This is a genomic window from Shimia sp. R10_1, assembly GCF_017744095.1.
Taxonomy (GTDB): Bacteria; Pseudomonadota; Alphaproteobacteria; order Rhodobacterales; family Rhodobacteraceae; genus Shimia.
In genome coordinates this window covers 138958-155369 of the sequence record NZ_JAGHQX010000009.1, presented here as the reverse complement: position 1 = coordinate 155369, position 16412 = coordinate 138958, and the positions used below count along the sequence as shown (strand labels likewise).

The 16412-nt window shown below is 58.2% G+C and carries 17 protein-coding genes; 15 read left to right on the top strand and 2 right to left on the bottom strand.

What is annotated here, in order from left to right; translation table 11 throughout:
• The first annotated feature begins 72 nt into the window (after positions 1 to 72).
• From J7413_RS16860 to J7413_RS16850, 3 genes are all read left to right on the top strand, one after another.
• The gene (locus J7413_RS16860; RefSeq protein WP_209100306.1) at positions 73 to 1053 is read left to right on the top strand and encodes a sialic acid TRAP transporter substrate-binding protein SiaP; all 981 of its coding nucleotides are present in this window, start codon (positions 73 to 75) and stop codon (positions 1051 to 1053) included.
• 63 nt (positions 1054 to 1116) lie between these two features.
• A complete protein-coding gene (locus J7413_RS16855; RefSeq protein WP_209100305.1) occupies positions 1117 to 1644 on the top strand; it encodes a TRAP transporter small permease in 528 nt (175 codons plus the stop codon).
• 6 nt (positions 1645 to 1650) lie between these two features.
• Entirely contained in the window at positions 1651 to 2928 is a 1278-nt protein-coding gene (locus J7413_RS16850; protein WP_209100304.1) for a TRAP transporter large permease, read from the top strand.
• A gap of 48 nt (positions 2929 to 2976) precedes the next feature.
• Here the strand turns inward: J7413_RS16850 and J7413_RS16845 are convergent, their stop codons facing one another.
• Together J7413_RS16845 and J7413_RS16840 are read right to left on the bottom strand one after the other, a co-directional pair.
• Positions 2977 to 4701, bottom strand: coding sequence for a phosphoenolpyruvate hydrolase family protein (locus J7413_RS16845; protein ID WP_209100303.1), 1725 nt, complete (start codon positions 4699 to 4701; stop codon positions 2977 to 2979).
• Positions 4698 to 5225, bottom strand: coding sequence for a phosphoenolpyruvate hydrolase family protein (locus J7413_RS16840; protein ID WP_209100302.1), 528 nt, complete (start codon positions 5223 to 5225; stop codon positions 4698 to 4700). Before J7413_RS16840 ends, J7413_RS16845 begins: the two co-directional genes overlap by 4 nt.
• A 304-nt stretch (positions 5226 to 5529) precedes the next feature.
• On the opposite strand from J7413_RS16840, the gene J7413_RS16835 reads away from it, so the two are divergent.
• The 12 genes from J7413_RS16835 (at position 5530) to J7413_RS16780 (ending at position 16410) form a co-directional block, all read left to right on the top strand.
• Complete coding sequence (locus tag J7413_RS16835) at positions 5530 to 6396, top strand: branched-chain amino acid ABC transporter permease (protein WP_209100301.1); 867 nt, start codon at positions 5530 to 5532, stop codon at positions 6394 to 6396.
• A complete protein-coding gene (locus tag J7413_RS16830) occupies positions 6393 to 7373 on the top strand; it encodes a branched-chain amino acid ABC transporter permease (protein ID WP_209100300.1) in 981 nt (326 codons plus the stop codon). The genes J7413_RS16835 and J7413_RS16830 overlap by 4 nt, the downstream gene beginning before the upstream one ends.
• A 13-nt stretch (positions 7374 to 7386) precedes the next feature.
• On the top strand, positions 7387 to 8625 hold the full coding sequence (locus tag J7413_RS16825) for an ABC transporter substrate-binding protein (protein WP_209100299.1): 1239 nt from the start codon (positions 7387 to 7389) through the stop codon (positions 8623 to 8625).
• Positions 8616 to 9389, top strand: a complete 774-nt coding sequence (locus J7413_RS16820; protein ID WP_209100297.1) for an ABC transporter ATP-binding protein — start codon at positions 8616 to 8618, stop codon at positions 9387 to 9389. The genes J7413_RS16825 and J7413_RS16820 overlap by 10 nt, the downstream gene beginning before the upstream one ends.
• Positions 9379 to 10098: an ABC transporter ATP-binding protein gene (locus J7413_RS16815; protein WP_209100295.1), complete on the top strand. Its 720-nt coding sequence runs from the start codon at positions 9379 to 9381 to the stop codon at positions 10096 to 10098. Before J7413_RS16820 ends, J7413_RS16815 begins: the two co-directional genes overlap by 11 nt.
• A gap of 11 nt (positions 10099 to 10109) precedes the next feature.
• Positions 10110 to 11318: a Tm-1-like ATP-binding domain-containing protein gene (locus tag J7413_RS16810; RefSeq protein WP_209100293.1), complete on the top strand. Its 1209-nt coding sequence runs from the start codon at positions 10110 to 10112 to the stop codon at positions 11316 to 11318.
• A 1-nt stretch (position 11319) separates the two neighbouring features.
• Entirely contained in the window at positions 11320 to 12183 is an 864-nt protein-coding gene (locus tag J7413_RS16805) for a phosphoenolpyruvate hydrolase family protein (RefSeq protein ID WP_209100291.1), read from the top strand.
• On the top strand, positions 12180 to 12623 hold the full coding sequence (locus tag J7413_RS16800) for an SRPBCC family protein (RefSeq protein ID WP_209100289.1): 444 nt from the start codon (positions 12180 to 12182) through the stop codon (positions 12621 to 12623). The genes J7413_RS16805 and J7413_RS16800 overlap by 4 nt, the downstream gene beginning before the upstream one ends.
• A 278-nt stretch (positions 12624 to 12901) precedes the next feature.
• On the top strand, positions 12902 to 14221 hold the full coding sequence (locus J7413_RS16795) for an extracellular solute-binding protein (protein ID WP_209100287.1): 1320 nt from the start codon (positions 12902 to 12904) through the stop codon (positions 14219 to 14221).
• A gap of 97 nt (positions 14222 to 14318) precedes the next feature.
• Positions 14319 to 15266, top strand: coding sequence for a sugar ABC transporter permease (locus J7413_RS16790; protein WP_209100285.1), 948 nt, complete (start codon positions 14319 to 14321; stop codon positions 15264 to 15266).
• The gene (locus J7413_RS16785; protein ID WP_209100283.1) at positions 15263 to 16225 is read left to right on the top strand and encodes a carbohydrate ABC transporter permease; all 963 of its coding nucleotides are present in this window, start codon (positions 15263 to 15265) and stop codon (positions 16223 to 16225) included. Before J7413_RS16790 ends, J7413_RS16785 begins: the two co-directional genes overlap by 4 nt.
• Entirely contained in the window at positions 16222 to 16410 is a 189-nt protein-coding gene (locus J7413_RS16780) for a hypothetical protein (protein ID WP_209100281.1), read from the top strand. The genes J7413_RS16785 and J7413_RS16780 overlap by 4 nt, the downstream gene beginning before the upstream one ends.
• Positions 16411 to 16412 lie beyond the last annotated feature (2 nt).

The window sequence follows — 16412 nt, the reverse complement described above, 5'->3', positions numbered from 1 at the left end:
CGCCGCACCGTACCGACACCGTGTTCTGACTTTTCATTTATCAGTTTCTCAACAAATCCAGGGAGGAAAACCATGAAACTGTCTCAAATCCGCTCCGTCGCCATTGGTGCGACTGTTGCTCTTAGCGCAAGCGTGTCCATGTCTTGGGCGCAGGAAGTTCTGCGTTTCGGGCACGTCTATGAGGCGTCCACGCCATATCACGCCGCCGCTGAGCGTGCCGCCGACCTGCTCGAAAAAGCAACCGATGGCCGCTACACCATGGAAGTCTTCCCTGCGTCTCAGCTCGGCAAAGAGGCTGCGCTGAACGAAGCGCTATCACTGGGTACAGTTGATGCGATCTACACAGGTGTAGCGTTCCTTGGCCAGTCCTATGGCCCGATCAGCATCTCTGACTACCCTTTCACCATGCGGTCCTATGAGCATTGGAAAGCCTATGTGGCCTCCGATCTGTTTGATGAAATGAGCGGCGAGTATCGCAAGGTTTCTGGCAACACTATCGCGGCCATGACCTATTATGGCGCCCGCCACGTCACCTCCAACAAGCCAATTATGTCCCCTGAAGATATGGATGGGCTGAAGATCCGCACGCCAAACGCCCCTGCCTATCAGATGTTCCCTAAGGCCACCGGTGCCAACCCAACGCCAATGGCCTTTGCTGAGGTCTATCTGGCGCTGCAGCAAGGGGTGGTTGACGCGCAGGAGAACCCGCTGCCAACCATTCAGTTCAAAAAGTTCCATGAAGTTCAGTCCAACATCAACCTGACTGGGCACATCACGAACTCTCTGGCGATGGTGGTATCCCCGGTAACTCTGTCTAAAATGGGTGATGACGGTCAGGCCCTGATCGATGCGCTTGCTCAGGCTGCGTCCAGCACATCTGATGAAATCGTCGCCTCCGAGGCCGAACTCGCGGATTGGTTCCGCGATCAGGGCGTGACCGTAAACGAAGTGGACCGTCAGCCCTTCATGGATGCGGTGTCTCCAATGCTGACTGGTGCAGACGTGCCATGGAGCCCTGAAATCTTCGCGCGCCTTCAGGCCATCAAAGAATAAACAGGTAATGGGCCCGCCAGTTTTCGCTGGTGGGCCTTTTTACACATGGAAAGGAAGGCCCCGATGAAGGATGCGACCCAAGCGCCTGAAATTGATTTCGACGCTCTTGCCAAAGAAGACGAACTCCATTTCAGCAACTTCAAGGTCAGCCTGGCGGACTACCCCCTGCTTGCCCTCTTCGCAGCCCTGTTCTGCGTTGTGTTTCTGCAGTTTTTCACGCGCTACGTGCTCAATGACTCCATCGCCTGGACCGAAGAGGCCGCGCGATACCTGCTGATCTTGCTCACGTTTGCTGGCGCGATCCGCTGTCAGATCATGGGCTCACATATCGCGCTCGAATTTGTTGATAAGTTCTACGGGCGCCATCTGAAGTGGGTGCATGTTTTCGCCCTACTTGCCAGTTTTGCACTGTTTGCAACAATCCTCTGGTCCGCATGGGAGCTCATTCAGCGCACCTCATTTCAGCAAATGGTCTCGCTGCCTTTCCCAAAATACTATCTTTACGCGGGCGTCATGGCGCTGGCTGGGGTGAATGCGCTGGTGATCGTCGCGCAAATCATCAACGGTCTGAAAACCGCGACACGGAGCTAACCACCTATGGGTCTCTTTATTCTCTTTGCATCCCTTTTTGGTCTGATGCTCCTGCGCGTGCCAATCGCTTTCTCGCTCGCGTTGTCGTCTTTTGCCTATATCCTGCATTCCGGCCTGCCGCCCGTGCTGCTTATGCACAATCTGGTCAATGGCATGGACAGCTTTCCGCTTCTGGCCATTCCCTTCTTCATCCTCGCTGGAGCGCTGATGAATTCGGCGGGCATCACGGCGCGTATCTTTGGCTTTGCCCGCGCCATTGTGGGCTGGATGCATGGCGGTCTTGGCCATGTGAACATCGGCGCCAGCATCATCTTTGCCGGCATGTCCGGTGCGGCCGTGGCGGATGCTGGTGGCCTTGGCGCGATTGAAATCAAAGCCATGCGCGAAGCGGGATATGACGATGACTTCAGCGTCGGTGTAACCGCCGCATCTTCCACCATCGGGCCGATCATTCCGCCCTCACTGCCGTTGGTGATCTTTGGGGTGATGGCGTCCGTGTCGATCGGTCAGCTCTTTGTGGCGGGCATCGTGCCCGGCCTCATGATGGCGGCGGCGCTGTCCATCATGGTGTGGTGGATGTCACGCAAGCGCAACTACCCCCGTGATGTGTCCTTCAGCGTCAGCCTGATTGGCACGCGGTTCAAAGCGGCGTTTTTGCCCCTGATGACGCCCGTGATCATCGTCGGTGGCATTGTGTCAGGCGCCTTCACCCCGACTGAGGCGGCAATTTGTGCAGCGGCCTATGCTCTGGTTCTGGGCACACTGGTTTATCGCACGCTCACATTGCGCAAACTTGCGGTGATTTCACTGGAAACCATCGAAACCACCGCGGCCATTATGCTCATCGTGGGTGCAGCTTCTGTGTTTGCGTGGATCCTGACCGCCAATCAGATCGCCAGCCAATTTGCCGAATTTGTGCTCTCTTTCACCGACAGCAAAGCGGTTGTGCTTTTGCTTATCATGGCGATTGTGCTGATCGTGGGGCTGTTTATGGAGACCATCGCGGCGATCTCCATTCTGGTGCCCGTCTTGATGCCGGTGGCGGCGCAGTTTGGCATTGATCCCATTCATCTCGGCATCATTGTGATCCTCAATCTGATGCTGGGTCTGCTCACGCCGCCCGTGGGCATGGTGCTTTTTGTGCTGTCCCGCGTGTCCAAAGTGCCCTTTGAGCAATGTGTGAAAGCCACCCTGCCGTTTCTGGTGCCACTGATTGGTGTGCTGCTCCTGCTGACATTTATCCCACAGCTTGTGCTCTGGTTGCCCCAGATGCTGTATGGCTGATAAAAAAGCACCGGCTCTCAAATGGAGCCGGTGCGCCGCAGGCTGAGCCTAAGCCTGCAAATGATATTTCTTGATCTTGTTATAGAGTGTGCGGGTTGTCATGCCCAACTCCTCCGCGGTCTGCGCGCGCCGAAAACCATTGCGTGATAGGGCCGCCGCGATCCACTCCCGTTCAGAAGTGCTGGTCGCAGTTGGGGCTTCCGGTGTCTCTGGCGCAGGTGTCTCAACGGGCTGACGCCGCAGGAAGTCCACCGCCTTTAGATCCACTGTCCTCCCATCGGCCCGGCGAATGGCGCGATGCACCGCATGGGCAAGCTCGCGCACATTGCCCGGCCAGTCATGTTCCAGCAGTCTGCGCAGAGCGGCGTTAGAGAATTTTGGCACCTCGCCGCCAATCTGCTGACCAAGGTGCATTGCAAGCTCTGGAATGTCATCCACGCGTGCCCGCAAGGGCGGGAGTGTGATTTCATAGCCAGAAATGCGATAAAACAAGTCTTGTCGAAAGTCCTGTGTGTCTACGCAGCTCAGCAAGTCCAGCGCATTGGTGGCAATGATGCGGGCATCAATCTGACGTGCGCTATGGTCGCCAATCCGTTGCACGACCTTTTCATCCGTAAACTTGAGCAGTTTGCCTTGCAGATCGCGGGGCAATGCGGAGATTTCGTCAAAAATAATGGTACTGCCCGCCGCAAGCTCCAGCGCACCCCGTTGTGTGCCGCCCCCGCCAAATGCGCCCGGCGCTTTGCCCAGAAGATGCACCGCGCCTTCTTCGCCGTTCAGGGCAGGGCAGTCCACCACAACTGGCTGACGCCGCGCAGCCATCCCGGCTTCATGCAGCCCCAGCGCGGCCCGGCTTTTGCCGGTGCCGGTTTCTCCGATCAGCAATACGGGCACATCTTCATGGGCCAGCTCCTCAAGTTCCTGACGGATCATCTGCATCGCCATCGACGATCCAACCAGATCATGCCGTGAGGCTGGCGTGCTGGTCTCAACACGCGACAGGCTTGGAATGGCGGTGAAACCCTTTGTCACCTCATTCAGTGTTTGCTCCACAGGCAGACGGTCCAAGGTGGACCCGGCCACAAAGCCCTGAACTCCGCAAATCCGCGTGATCGCAAGCGCCTCTTCCGGCGAGGTGATCGGCCCGCCGTGGCACAGCTTGTCAACCGAGGCCGGTACACCTTCCAGCACCCGCTCAATCTGCGCCGCTGCCGTGTCTAGTGTCAGATGCGTTGTGACGCCGGTTCCCCCGCTGGTGAACCCGACGTTGACGCAAATTGCGGTTGCGCCCGCATCCACCATTTTGCGCGCCTGCATATTGTTGTGCACATAGGCAAAGCTGCCCAATCCCGCCTTGGTCGCTTCCCGCACAAGCGTGAGCTCGCGCTCAAGCCCCAGCCCTTCGCGCTCAAGCAGAGCGCCCAATCTGCCATCAATCAATGTGGTGGAGGGGAAGTTGCACACCCCCGCGAACCCAAGCGCCTTTGTGCGCGCCACGAGGGCCGCAATGTCGAGATTGGGGTCGCTCACCGAAAACCCGGCATAGATCGGCGCGCTACAACGCCCCAGCATTTCCCGCTCGGCAAATTCGATCACCCAGTCATTGGCCGCGCGCACCGGCAAAAAACTTGTGAGTGAGGAGGCCCCCTGCACCCGGAAGCGACCGGCATTCAATGCCAGCAAATAATCCGCCCCCGCTTTGTCGGCAGCTTTCGCGGTCAGACCAGAGCCGACTACAGCAGCAAACAGAAACTCTTTCTTCTGCGCACTCATGGCTTGGCCTCGTTCCAAATGATCCCGTCCACAGACAGTGTTTTGAGCGCCATCAACTGTTCATGCCATGCAGAGGAATAGGCGAAAATGCGTGCGCGATCATCTTCAGATCGCAGCGTATCAATCAGGGTTTGCAGCGACTTCAACACCAGCGCGCCGCTCTCAGTGTCCTCGATGCTCAACAATCCGGGATGCAGCACAAGCTGATCATTGCCTGCCCTCAGCGCCTGACGGGCCTGATCGAGGGAGAGGAAAAACGCCAACGTGTCAAAACCTGCCGCTTTGGCGCGGGCAAGAAAATCATACTCGAACGCGGGCGAGGCCGGGATTGTCGACATGGATTGCCGCAGGTTCCCTTCCAGCAAAATAGCAGAGGGCCAATTGGTGATCCCACGATAGCCAAGTTCATGCAGCCGGGAAAACAACGCATCTTCTGAACCAAACGGATCGCTGGCCAAGACCGCCGCCCAGTCGCCTTGCTGCGGGCTCTCTCGCAGGGCGCGGTTGTGGTCAAGTCGGGGCATAAGAAACCCCAGATCTGCCTGCGATGGGGAAAGTCCGGCCAGGGTAGGGCAAAAGATCCGATCGCGCTGGGGTGCGTCTGAAAGGGTGCGGCCAGCAAGGGTAAGTGTTTTCATGCTGCCATATAAGAAGAATATTCCGATAATAAGAAGCTATTTCTGATATTTTCTGATTGCGGTCAGGAGGCGGGTTCGTTGATCTGATTTAAGTGTATGAAAATAATACATTTTAAAAATCCGCGCCGCTGGTGTGTTTTCTTTGTTGGCCACGACATCTCTGTCAGTTTCTTTCTCAACGGGAGGAAACATGACTCTATTTCTTATTGTCACCCTCAATGGGCTGACACTCGCTGCGCTCTACTTTTTGGCGGCCAGCGGTTTTAGTTTGATCTTTGGCCTGATGCGCACGGTCAACATGGCCCACGGCGCGCTTCTGCTGCTGGGCGGCTATGTCGGCTACAGCATCGTCGATGTCACCGGCTCTTGGGGACTTGGCGTGCTTGGGGGCGGCCTGGCGGCGGCGCTGGCAGGCGCTTTGGTGCAGGCTGGCGTTCTTGGGTGGATGCAGGGCGATGAGCTGCGCCAAACCCTCGCCTCTATCGCGATTTCCATCATCATGGCCGATCTTATGCTGTGGTACTGGGGTGGTCTGACCTATCAGGTCGCGCTGCCAGAGGCGCTGGCAGGTGGGCAGAGACTGCCGATCCTCGGTGTGGGCTATGCCAACATCCGCCTCGCTCTTATGGCCTTTGCATTGGCCACCGGTCTTGCGCTTTGGTTCCTGATCCAACGCACCCGCTTTGGCGCCGTGATCCGCGCCGGTGTGGATGATCAGGACATGCTGCGCGCCCTTGGCTACCCAATTGGCCGCATCTTTGTGCTCGTCTTCGCCCTCGGCGGCATGCTTGCAGGCATGGCCGGAGTTGTCGCAGCAAGCGCGCTCTCCATTGCGCCGGGCACGGATCTTCAGTTCCTGCTGTCCTCGTTGGTGGTGGTCATCGTTGGCGGCATGGGCTCGATCGGCGGGGCTGCCCTTGGTGCGCTGCTGGTGGGTCTGGCTGAGCAATACGGCCTCGCCTACGCGCCGACCTATGGCGTGGTTTTCACCTTCGCAATCATGGTGCTTGTGCTCGCGGTGCGTCCGCAGGGCCTGCTTGGAAAGGCAGAACAATGAGACCCGCTGTCGTTCTTCTACCGCTTTTGGCGCTGCCTCTGCTGCTCAATGATTTCTGGCTGACACAGGTCGCGACCCGCGCGCTGATCCTCGGCGTCATGGCTTTGAGCCTCAGCTTTCTGGCCACCTATCTGGGCGTGGTCTCTTTTGCACAAGCCACCATGGCTGGGGTTGCGGGCTACACAATGGCCTATTTTGGCCCCAACACCGTTGGGCTCGGCGTGCCGCTGCCATTCTGGGTCACAATCCCCATCGCCTTGGCGCTTGCCACGGTGTCCGGCGCACTTGTCGGGCTGATTGCGCGTCGCTCACGCGGCATCTATGCCATCATGATCACGCTGGCGATTGGCGTGGCCTTCTTCTACTTCACCCGACAGAACTACACGTTCTTTAACGGCTGGACAGGCTTTTCCGGTGTGCGCGCGCCAGAGATCGCCGGGATCAGTCTGCGCGATCCGCTGCCCCTCTATCTTCTGTCGCTCGCGACAGCCGGTTTGGCTCTGGCGCTGGTCAGTGGCTTTGTACGCTCCCCATTGGGGCTCACCATTCAGGCGGTGCGCGATGCGCCGGGGCGCGTGCTGGCGCTGGGCATCTCTGTCACCACTCCGATTGTCGCGGCCTTTGCATTCTCAGGCTTTCTGGCCGGGGCAGGGGGCATTCTCAATGTCTGGTATCAGGAGCGGATATCGTCCTTTTCGGTTGGCCTTGGCCCGATCATCGACATCCTGATCATCTCTGTCATTGGCGGGTTGCGCCATCCAGCGGGGGCCTTTGTCGGCGCAGTGGTCTTTGTGCTGCTGGACACCTTCGCCGTCGATCTGATCGACCGGGAGCGCTTCAACACGCTGATCGGCTGTGTGCTGCTGCTGATCGTCGTCGTCGCCCCCGGCGGGCTGCATCAGCTTGGCGCGGACTGGATCGCCCGCCTGCGCAGCCCTGACGCGAAATCCAAATCATCTGTACGAGCAAACTCATAGGGAGGAACCTAGAATGAATAAGCTCAAATTAGCGGCTTCGGTGCTTGCGCTCAGCGCAATGTCAGTGCCAGCTTCTGCCGAGGAGGTCAAAATCGGCGTGATCTCCATCCTCGAAGGCGCGTTTGCCGCGCTTGGCCAGGATGGGATCCGTGGCGCAGAGCTCGCGGTGCTCGAAGTCGGCGGAGAGGTCGATGGCAACAAAGTCGAAGTCATCACCATGTCCTCAGACGCCAGCCCGGACAGCGCCGTGAATGCCGCCCGCAAGCTCATTGAGCAGGATGGGGTGGATATGATTGTGGGGCCATTGTCAGGCTCCGAAGGGCTCGCGCTGCGCGATCTGTCCAAATCTTATCCGGCTGTGACCTTCCTGAATGGCTCGTCAGCAGCGCAGGACACCACGCTGCGCGACAGTTCTGACAACTTCTTCCGCTTTGGCGGCGATGGCGCACAGTGGATGGTGGGTGTCGGCGACTATGCCTACAACGACATGGGCTACAAATCCGTCGCCGTGATCGCAGAGGATTACTCCTTCCCCTACACGCAGGTTCTGGGCTTTATGACCGAATTCTGCTCCGCAGGCGGCAAGGTGCCAGAGAAATTCTGGACCCCAATCGGCAACAAAGACTACTCCTCCGTGGTCTACTCGATCCCGCAGGACGTGGATGCGATCTTTGTGGCGCTGGGCGGCGCAGACGCGGTCAACTTCCTCACGCAATACAGCCAGGCCGGCGGTGACAAGCCGATCATTGGCGGCTCCATCACCATCGACCAGTCCATTCTGGACTCCAAAGGTCCGTTCAAAAAGCTGCTTGTCGGCGCGCCAGCTGGCACGCCAACAGTGAGCGACTATGACGGCGAAGAGTGGAGCGCCTTTTCGGCAAGCTACACAGAGGCCTTCCCAGATGGTTTCTCTGCACCGTCTATCTTTGCCCATCATTATTACATGAGCGCAAAAGCTGCGATGCTGGCTCTGGACGCGGTGGATGGCGATCTGTCAAACGATCAGGCGGCCTTCCGCGCGGCGCTCACGGATCTGACCTTTGTGACCCCAACAGGCGGCACCATGCGTCTGGACAAGAACCGCAATGGCATCGTCGATAACTTTGTGACCGAGGTCTATGAGCGTGAAGACGGCTCGCTTGGCAATCGTGTTGTCAAAGTGGTGCGCGATGTGGATCAGCTCTTGGGGCAAGACGAAGCCACTTTCCTGGCCTCTGGCCCTGTCAGCCGGGACAACCCTTCGTGCCCATAAGTCAGACACATACCAACGCCAATGCCCTGGAGGTCCGGGGCATCGGCAAACGCTTTGGCGGCTTCTGGGCGGTTCAGGACATCAATCTGACGGTGCAGCCCGGCGAACGGCGGGCGATCCTTGGGCCGAATGGCGCGGGCAAAACCAGCCTGTTCAATGTGCTGACAGGCGACACGCCGGCGACGGCCGGAACCATTTCGCTGTTTGGCACCAACGTCACGCGCGAGCCGATCAACAAACGCATTCAACGCGGGGTGCGCCGCACCTATCAGCACGCACATCTGTTCAATGGGCTCACTGTGCGCGAAACCCTGTTTCTTGCGGTCGCAGGCGTGCGGGGCGGTTGGCGGCAGGTGCTGCCCTTGCGTCACAATGATGCGCGCCTGACAGAGGCGGAGCGCTTGGCAGAGGTGGCAGGTGTCACCGATGTGTTGGAGCGGGAAGTTTCGGAGTTGAGCCACGGTCAAAGGCGCCAGCTCGAAATTGGCATCGCTTTGGCGGAAGACCCCAAAATCTTGCTTCTGGATGAGCCCGCTGCCGGGCTGTCCCCGGCAGAGCGCCCGAAACTCAGCGCCTTGCTCATGGCTTTGCCCAAAGACGTCACTGTTGTGTTGATCGAGCATGACATGGAAATCGCGCTGCAAACTTCTGAAAGCGTCTCTGTGCTCTACAATGGCCGCCTGCTCGCAGAAGGGTCTCCCAAAGACATCATGCAAAACGAAGAGGTGCATCGCGTCTATATCGGAGGGGCCCATGGCCATTGATGGATTGCTAAAAATCGAAGGGCTGGATTTGCGCTATGGCTCCAGCCACGTGCTGCACGAGGTGGATCTCACCGTGGGCACACGCCCGCTGGGCATTCTGGGGCGCAATGGCATGGGCAAAACCAGCCTGTGCAATGCCATCATGGGGCTGCATGCCCATGCCGCAGGTGAAATCTGGTTTGATGGGGTTGCGCTCACGGGGCTCGCGCCAGAAAAGCGCGCGCAGCTTGGCATCGGCTATGTGCCGCAGGGGCGGCGGGTGTTTCGCTCCCTCACGGTTGAAGAGCACCTCAGAATTGTAGAGCGTCGGGGTGGGGACTGGTCGGTTGACCGGGTGTATGAAACATTTCCCCGCCTGAAAGAGCGTCGCCGCAATCTGGGCGACCGCCTCTCTGGCGGTGAACAGCAGATGCTCGCGATTGGGCGCGCGCTCCTACTCAATCCCAAGCTTATCGTGATGGACGAACCCACAGAGGGTCTCGCACCCGCGATTGTGTCCGATGTGATTGACCTGATTGCATTGATTGCGCGCGAAGGCATCGCCGTGATGCTGGTTGAGCAAAACATGCACGCCGCATTGGCTGCCGTGCAGGATGTGGCGATCATGGTGGGTGGCGAGGTTGTGGAACGCATGAGCGCAGAGGCGCTTGAGGCAGACACAGCAATGCAGAAACGACATCTTGGTCTAGAGCCGGGTCAGGCAGGCTAAGGGAGGAGCTTATGACGAAGAAAGCTTATGTGATTGGCACCGCAGACACAAAGGGCCCAGAGCTGGCTTATGTGCGCGATCTCATCGCCGCAACCGGGCTGGAAACCGTGCTGGTCAATGTCGGCACCAAAGGTGGGGAAAGCGGCGTGGACGTGACCGCCGCCAGTGTCGCCGCCTGCCACCCGGAAGGCCCCGCAGCGGTGTTTGTCAATGATCGCGGCGCCGCTGTGACCGAAATGGCCCGCGCGCTGACAGCCTTTGTGGGTGGGCGGTCTGACCTGGGTGGCATCATTGGCCTTGGCGGGTCTGGCGGCTCGGCCATCATCGCGCCAGCGATGCAGGCTCTGGCGATTGGCGTGCCCAAGGTTCTGGTGTCCACGCTCGCCTCAGGCGATGTGTCTGCCTATGTCGGCGCCTCCGATGTGAACATGTTCCATCCTGTGACCGACGTGTCTGGCCTCAACCGTGTCTCCCGCAAACTGCTGGGCAACGCCGCTCACGCTCTGGCGGGCATGATGGCAAACCCGGTGCCCGAAGCTCCCGATGATCGCCCCGCCGTGGTGCTCTCGATGTTTGGTGTCACCACCCCCGCCGTGCAGGCCATCACAGAAGACCTGTCAGACCAGTTTGATTGTCTGGTGTTTCACGCCACCGGCAGCGGCGGCCGCTCGATGGAACAGCTTGTCGATCAGGGCGATGTGGCCGGGGTGCTCGACATCACCACCACGGAAATCTGTGACCTGATTGTGGGCGGCTTCCTCAGTGCAGGGGAGGGGCGCCTTGACAGCATCGCGCGCAGCAAGCTGCCCTATGTGGGGTCCTGTGGCGCTTTGGACATGGCGAACTTCTGGGGGCCAGAAAGCGTGCCGCCCCAGTTTAAGGACCGCACACTCTATCATCACAACGCGCAGGTGACGCTCATGCGTGCCAATGCCGAAGAAGCGGCGCAAATTGGCACCTGGATCGGCAACAAACTCAATGCCTGCGAAGGGCCGGTGCGCTTCTTGCTGCCGCTCAAGGGGGTGTCCGCTTTGGATATCGAAGGCGGCCCGTTTTACGACCCCCAAGCCAATGACGCGTTGTTTCAGGCGCTGCGCTCCACCGTAAAACAGACCAAAAACCGTCGATTGATCGACCTCGAAATGCACATCAACGATCCGGCCTTTGCCAAGGCTGCGATCGCTGAGTTCAACGAAATCTACAATGAAAAAGGAACCTAAGATGGCAGTCACAGGACGCGCAGACATCCTTCAGCGCCTTCGGGCCAAGATCGCCGCAGACAAAGTCATTGTGGGTGGCGGCGCCGGCACCGGACTTTCCGCAAAATGCGAGGAAGCGGGCGGCATCGACCTGATCGTGATTTACAACTCTGGCCGCTACCGCATGGCCGGACGCGGCTCGCTCGCAGGTTATATGTCATACGGCAACGCCAATGAAATCGTGATGGACATGGGGCGAGAGGTGCTGCCCGTCGTAGAAAACGTGCCCGTGCTTGCCGGCGTCAACGCGACAGATCCGTTCTGCATCATGGACAAGTTTCTGGATGATCTCGCCGCAATGGGGTTCGCCGGTGTGCAGAATTTTCCCACCGTTGGCATCATTGATGGCCGCTTCCGGCGTGAACTCGAAGCCACCGGCATGTCTTATGACAAAGAGGTGGAAATGATCGCCAAGGCACATGAACGGGATCTTTTGACCACACCTTATGTGTTCAGCGCGGAAAACGCCGCCGCCATGGCCAAAGCCGGGGCAGATGTGATTGTTGCCCACTTTGGCTTGACCACCGGCGGCTCCATCGGGGCCGGGGACAGCGCGCCTGACATCGCAGAATGTGCCCGCCTCTATGAGGAATGGGCTGCCGCCGCCCGCGCTCACCGGGATGACTTGATTTTCATCTGTCACGGTGGCCCACTGGCCGAGCCGGATGACGCGCAGAAGTTCCTTGATCTCTGCCCGGACTGCCACGGCTTTTATGGCGCGTCCTCCATGGAGCGTTTGCCAACTGAACGCGCGATTGCGGCGCAGACCGCAAGTTTTGGAAATCTGCGCCGTGGCGCGCAAATAGCAGAAGGAGCCGCCCAATGATCAAAGCCTACGCGTCCACAATCATCGCCGTGCCCGTCGATCAAGTCTGGGCCCGCGTGCGCGATTTCAATGGGTTGCCAAACTGGCATCCTGCCGCCACCGACAGCCGCATCGAGGAAGGTTTCAATGCCGGTGAGGTGGGCTGCGTGCGCAATTTCGCCCTCACAGATGGATCGGGGCGTATTCGGGAAACCCTGCTCGCGATCTCCAATGTAGAGCGGTCCTTGACCTATGATATGCTGCCCAATGGGCCGCTGCCTTTTGTGAACTATGTCGCCACCATGAAGGTCTCCGCGATCACGGATCGCAACGAAACGTTTGCCGAATGGTGGGCCGAGTTTGAAGCGGGCGATGGCCAGACGGCGCAGTGGCACAGCTTTGTGGAAAACGATGTCTTTCTCGGCGGCTTTCGTGCTTTGGAGCAGAGCTTCCAGAGCTGATCAAATCCGTTGATGCGAGTCAGATCAAACCCGCGTTGCAGGGGGCTCTTGGCGGCTTCCAGAACACCGCTTCGGTCACGCATGTGGCCGGAGCGGTTTTTCTTTGCGCAGGCGTTCCCTCATCTCGAGTTCGTTAAGTATCTGAAAATAGGCGTTTTACATCATGAATGAGGTACGCACCTCAAAAATATGTAGACATGAGGTGCGTACCTCAAATAGCGTGGATGCATGCCGCGATTCGACGGGAGTAGAGGGCGGCGTAGATAGGGGAGGATTGAATGACGTATTTTAAACTGGCCACCGCCAGCGCTCTGGCTCTTGCAGCCGCAGGCGTATCATCCACAGCACAAGCCGAAGATCTCACGCTCTGTTGGGCGGCATGGGATCCCGCCAATGCCTTGGTGGAATTGTCCAAAGACTTTGAGGCCCAATCCGGCCACACCATGAATTTTGAGTTCGTGCCATGGCCGAACTTTGCAGATCGCATGCTCAACGAGCTGAACTCCGGCGGCAAACTCTGTGACCTGCTGATTGGCGACAGCCAGTGGATTGGTGGCGGCGCAGAAAATGGCCACTACGTCAAACTCAACGACTTCTTTGACGCCGAAGGCATCTCCATGGACGATTTTGCCCCGGCAACGGTCTATGCCTATTCCACATGGCCCAAAGGCACGCCAAACTACTACGCGCTGCCCGCGATGGGCGATGCAAACGGCTGGTTCTATCGCAAAGACTGGTTCGATCGCGATGACATCAAAGCCGCCTATAAAGAGGCCACAGGCTCCGATCTGCGCGAGCCTCAGTCGCAGAAAGAAATGCTGCAAATCGCGCAGTTCTTCCAGGGGCGCGAGATTGACGGCAAAACCGTTTATGGCGCAGCGATCTTCACCGAGCGTGGCTCTGAAGGCATCACCATGGGGGTCACCTCCGCGCTCTATCCATGGGGCTTCAAGTATGAAAACACCCCGGGCAGCTACGATATGGAAGGCGCTGTAAACTCCGCCGAAGCTGTCGAAGCGCTTGAGTTTTACAAAGAGTTCTACAAAACCGCGACACCTCCGGGCTACACCAACAGCTATATGGGCGAGAGCCTGGACGCCTTTAAATCTGGTCAGGTCGCCATGGCGATGAACTGGTTTGCGTTCTTCCCGGGTCTATATGCTGATCCAAACACCGGCGGTGACAAGATCGACTTCTTTGTGAACCCCCCGCAAAACCAAGCAGGCTCCACACTGGGTGGGCAGGGCATCAGCGTTGTGGCGTACTCCGACAAACAGGACGCTGCGCTTGAGTACATCAAATGGTTCTCTGATCCCGGTGTTCAGGCCAAATGGTGGGAGCTGGGCGGCTACTCTGCGCACAACTCCGTTCTGGAAGATCCCGGATTTGTGGAAAGCCAGCCCTTCGCGGGGGATTTCCTGGATGCCATGGCCGGAGTGCAGGACTTCTGGCAGGAGCCAGCCTATGCCGAGCTGCTGCTCGCCATGCAAAAGCGCGTGCATGACTATGTGGTCGCCGATCAAGGCACCGCGCAAGAGGCGCTTGATAAGCTGATAGAGGACTGGACAGAGGTCTTTGAGGACGAAGGCAAACTCTGATCTTACGCTCCAGCGCGCGCGTGACAGTGTGCGCTGGGGCCATCCTCCACACGGGACGCCCACGTCCCTCACACATTTCAACTGACAGGCCGAGCATATGTCTGACCGGACAATAGATCGCGTTGCGTCGTCAACGCCCGCTCCAGTAGCGCGCAAAATCAGGGGGCTGTCTGATCGGGCCATCGCCTGGATCTTCGTCGCCCCCACCATTTTCCTGCTGCTTGCGATCAACATCTTCCCGCTGGTCTGGACCATCCGGCTCAGCTTCACCAACTACAAGGCCAACCGCATTGGCCGCGAGGTCAAAGAGATTGGCCTGCGCAACTATGAGCGCATCCTGACAGACAGTGACATCTGGCTGAACATGCAGGCCACCGCCCACTTCCTGTTCTGGACGATCTTCTTTCAGGTGCTGATCGGCTTCACCTTGGCGTGGATGATCAACAAAAAGTTCAAAGGCAACGATCTGTGGACGACCATCATCGTGTTGCCCATGATGCTTTCACCTGCGGTGGTCGGCAACTTCTGGAAGTTCCTCTACCAGCCCCAAATCGGTCTGTTTAACTACATCGTTGGGTTTTTCACCGGCAAAGATCCCTCCAGCTTTGAAATGCTGGGGCAGGTCAACCTTGCGCCATGGGCGATTGTGATCGTGGACACATGGATGTGGACTCCATTTGTCATGCTGATCTGTCTCGCGGGACTGCGCAGCATTCCCGACTATATCTATGAGGCCGCAGAAATCGACCGCGCCTCAAAGCTGCGCCAGTTCTTCACGATCACCATTCCCATGGTGCTGCCGTTCCTCATGCTTGCGGTGCTGTTCCGAGGCATTGAGAACTTCAAGATGTTCGATCTCGTCGTGCAGCTGACAGGCGGCGGGCCGGGATCCGTGACAGAGCTCACCTCAATCAATCTCAAACGGGAAGCCTTTGAAAAATGGCGCACAGGCTATGCTTCCGCCTACGCGATCATCCTGTTTGTGACGGTGTTTGGCTTGGCAAGTATCTACGTCAAAGCCCTCAATAAGGTAAAAGAAAGATGAGCGGCTTTTCCATCAACGAACCCTCAAACCGTATCAAATGGTTCGCAGGCTCTCTGGTCATCCTTTATGCGGTGATCACCATGATCCCACTGGTCTGGATTGCGATTACAGGTTTCAAAAGCCCGGCAGATGCCATCGCCTATCCGCCCAAATACGTGATCGGCGGCGAAGGGGAGTCCGGTTTCACACCCACGCTCGAGGGCTATGTAAACCTGTTCACCACACGCACGCGCCAGACAGAGGAATATCTGGCCGAAAACCCGCCACAGAATTGGGCCGATGAGATCGTTCGCCAATACGACATGGTGATTGTTGGCCCCTCAAAGTTTGGCCAGCGTTTCCTCAACTCGGTGATCATCGGCTTTGGCTCCACCTTCCTCAGCGTGTTTCTCGGCACTTTGGCCGCCTATGCCTTCAGCCGTTTCAAAATCCCGCTGGCCGATGATCTGCTGTTCTTCATCCTGTCCACCCGCATGATGCCACCCATCGCCGTCGCGATCCCGATCTTCCTGATGTACCGCCAGCTTGGTCTGTCAGACACCCATCTGGGCATGATCCTGCTCTATACCGGTGTGAACATCTCGCTGGCGGTCTGGCTGCTCAAAAGCTTCATCGACGGCATTCCAACCGAGTATGAAGAGGCCGCGCTGATTGATGGCTACACACGGTTTCAGGCCTTTTACAAAGTGGTGCTGCCACAGGCCGCTACCGGCATTGCCTCCACCGCGATCTTCTGTCTGATCTTTGCGTGGAACGAATATGCCTTTGCGGTGCTGCTGACCACAGCCAACGCGCAGACCGCGCCGCCCTTCATCCCGACCATCATCGGCATCGGGGGCCTTGACTGGCCCGCCATCGCCGCCGGCGTCACGATCTTCCTGCTGCCGGTCATGATCTTCACCATCCTGCTGCGCAAACACCTGCTGCGTGGGATCACATTCGGAGCCGTGCGCAAATGAGCAACTTTATCACCGGCCTGATGCGCTTCCGGCGCGGACCCTGGGAAATGCTGGCCACCTTCATCATCGCACTTGGGGTGTTCATGCTGATGCAGCCCTTCGTGATCTGGGCCTTCACCTATTCGTTCATAACAACCTTAATTGGCACAGTGATGTTCATCATTGTCAGCCACTTCCCGGAGTGACC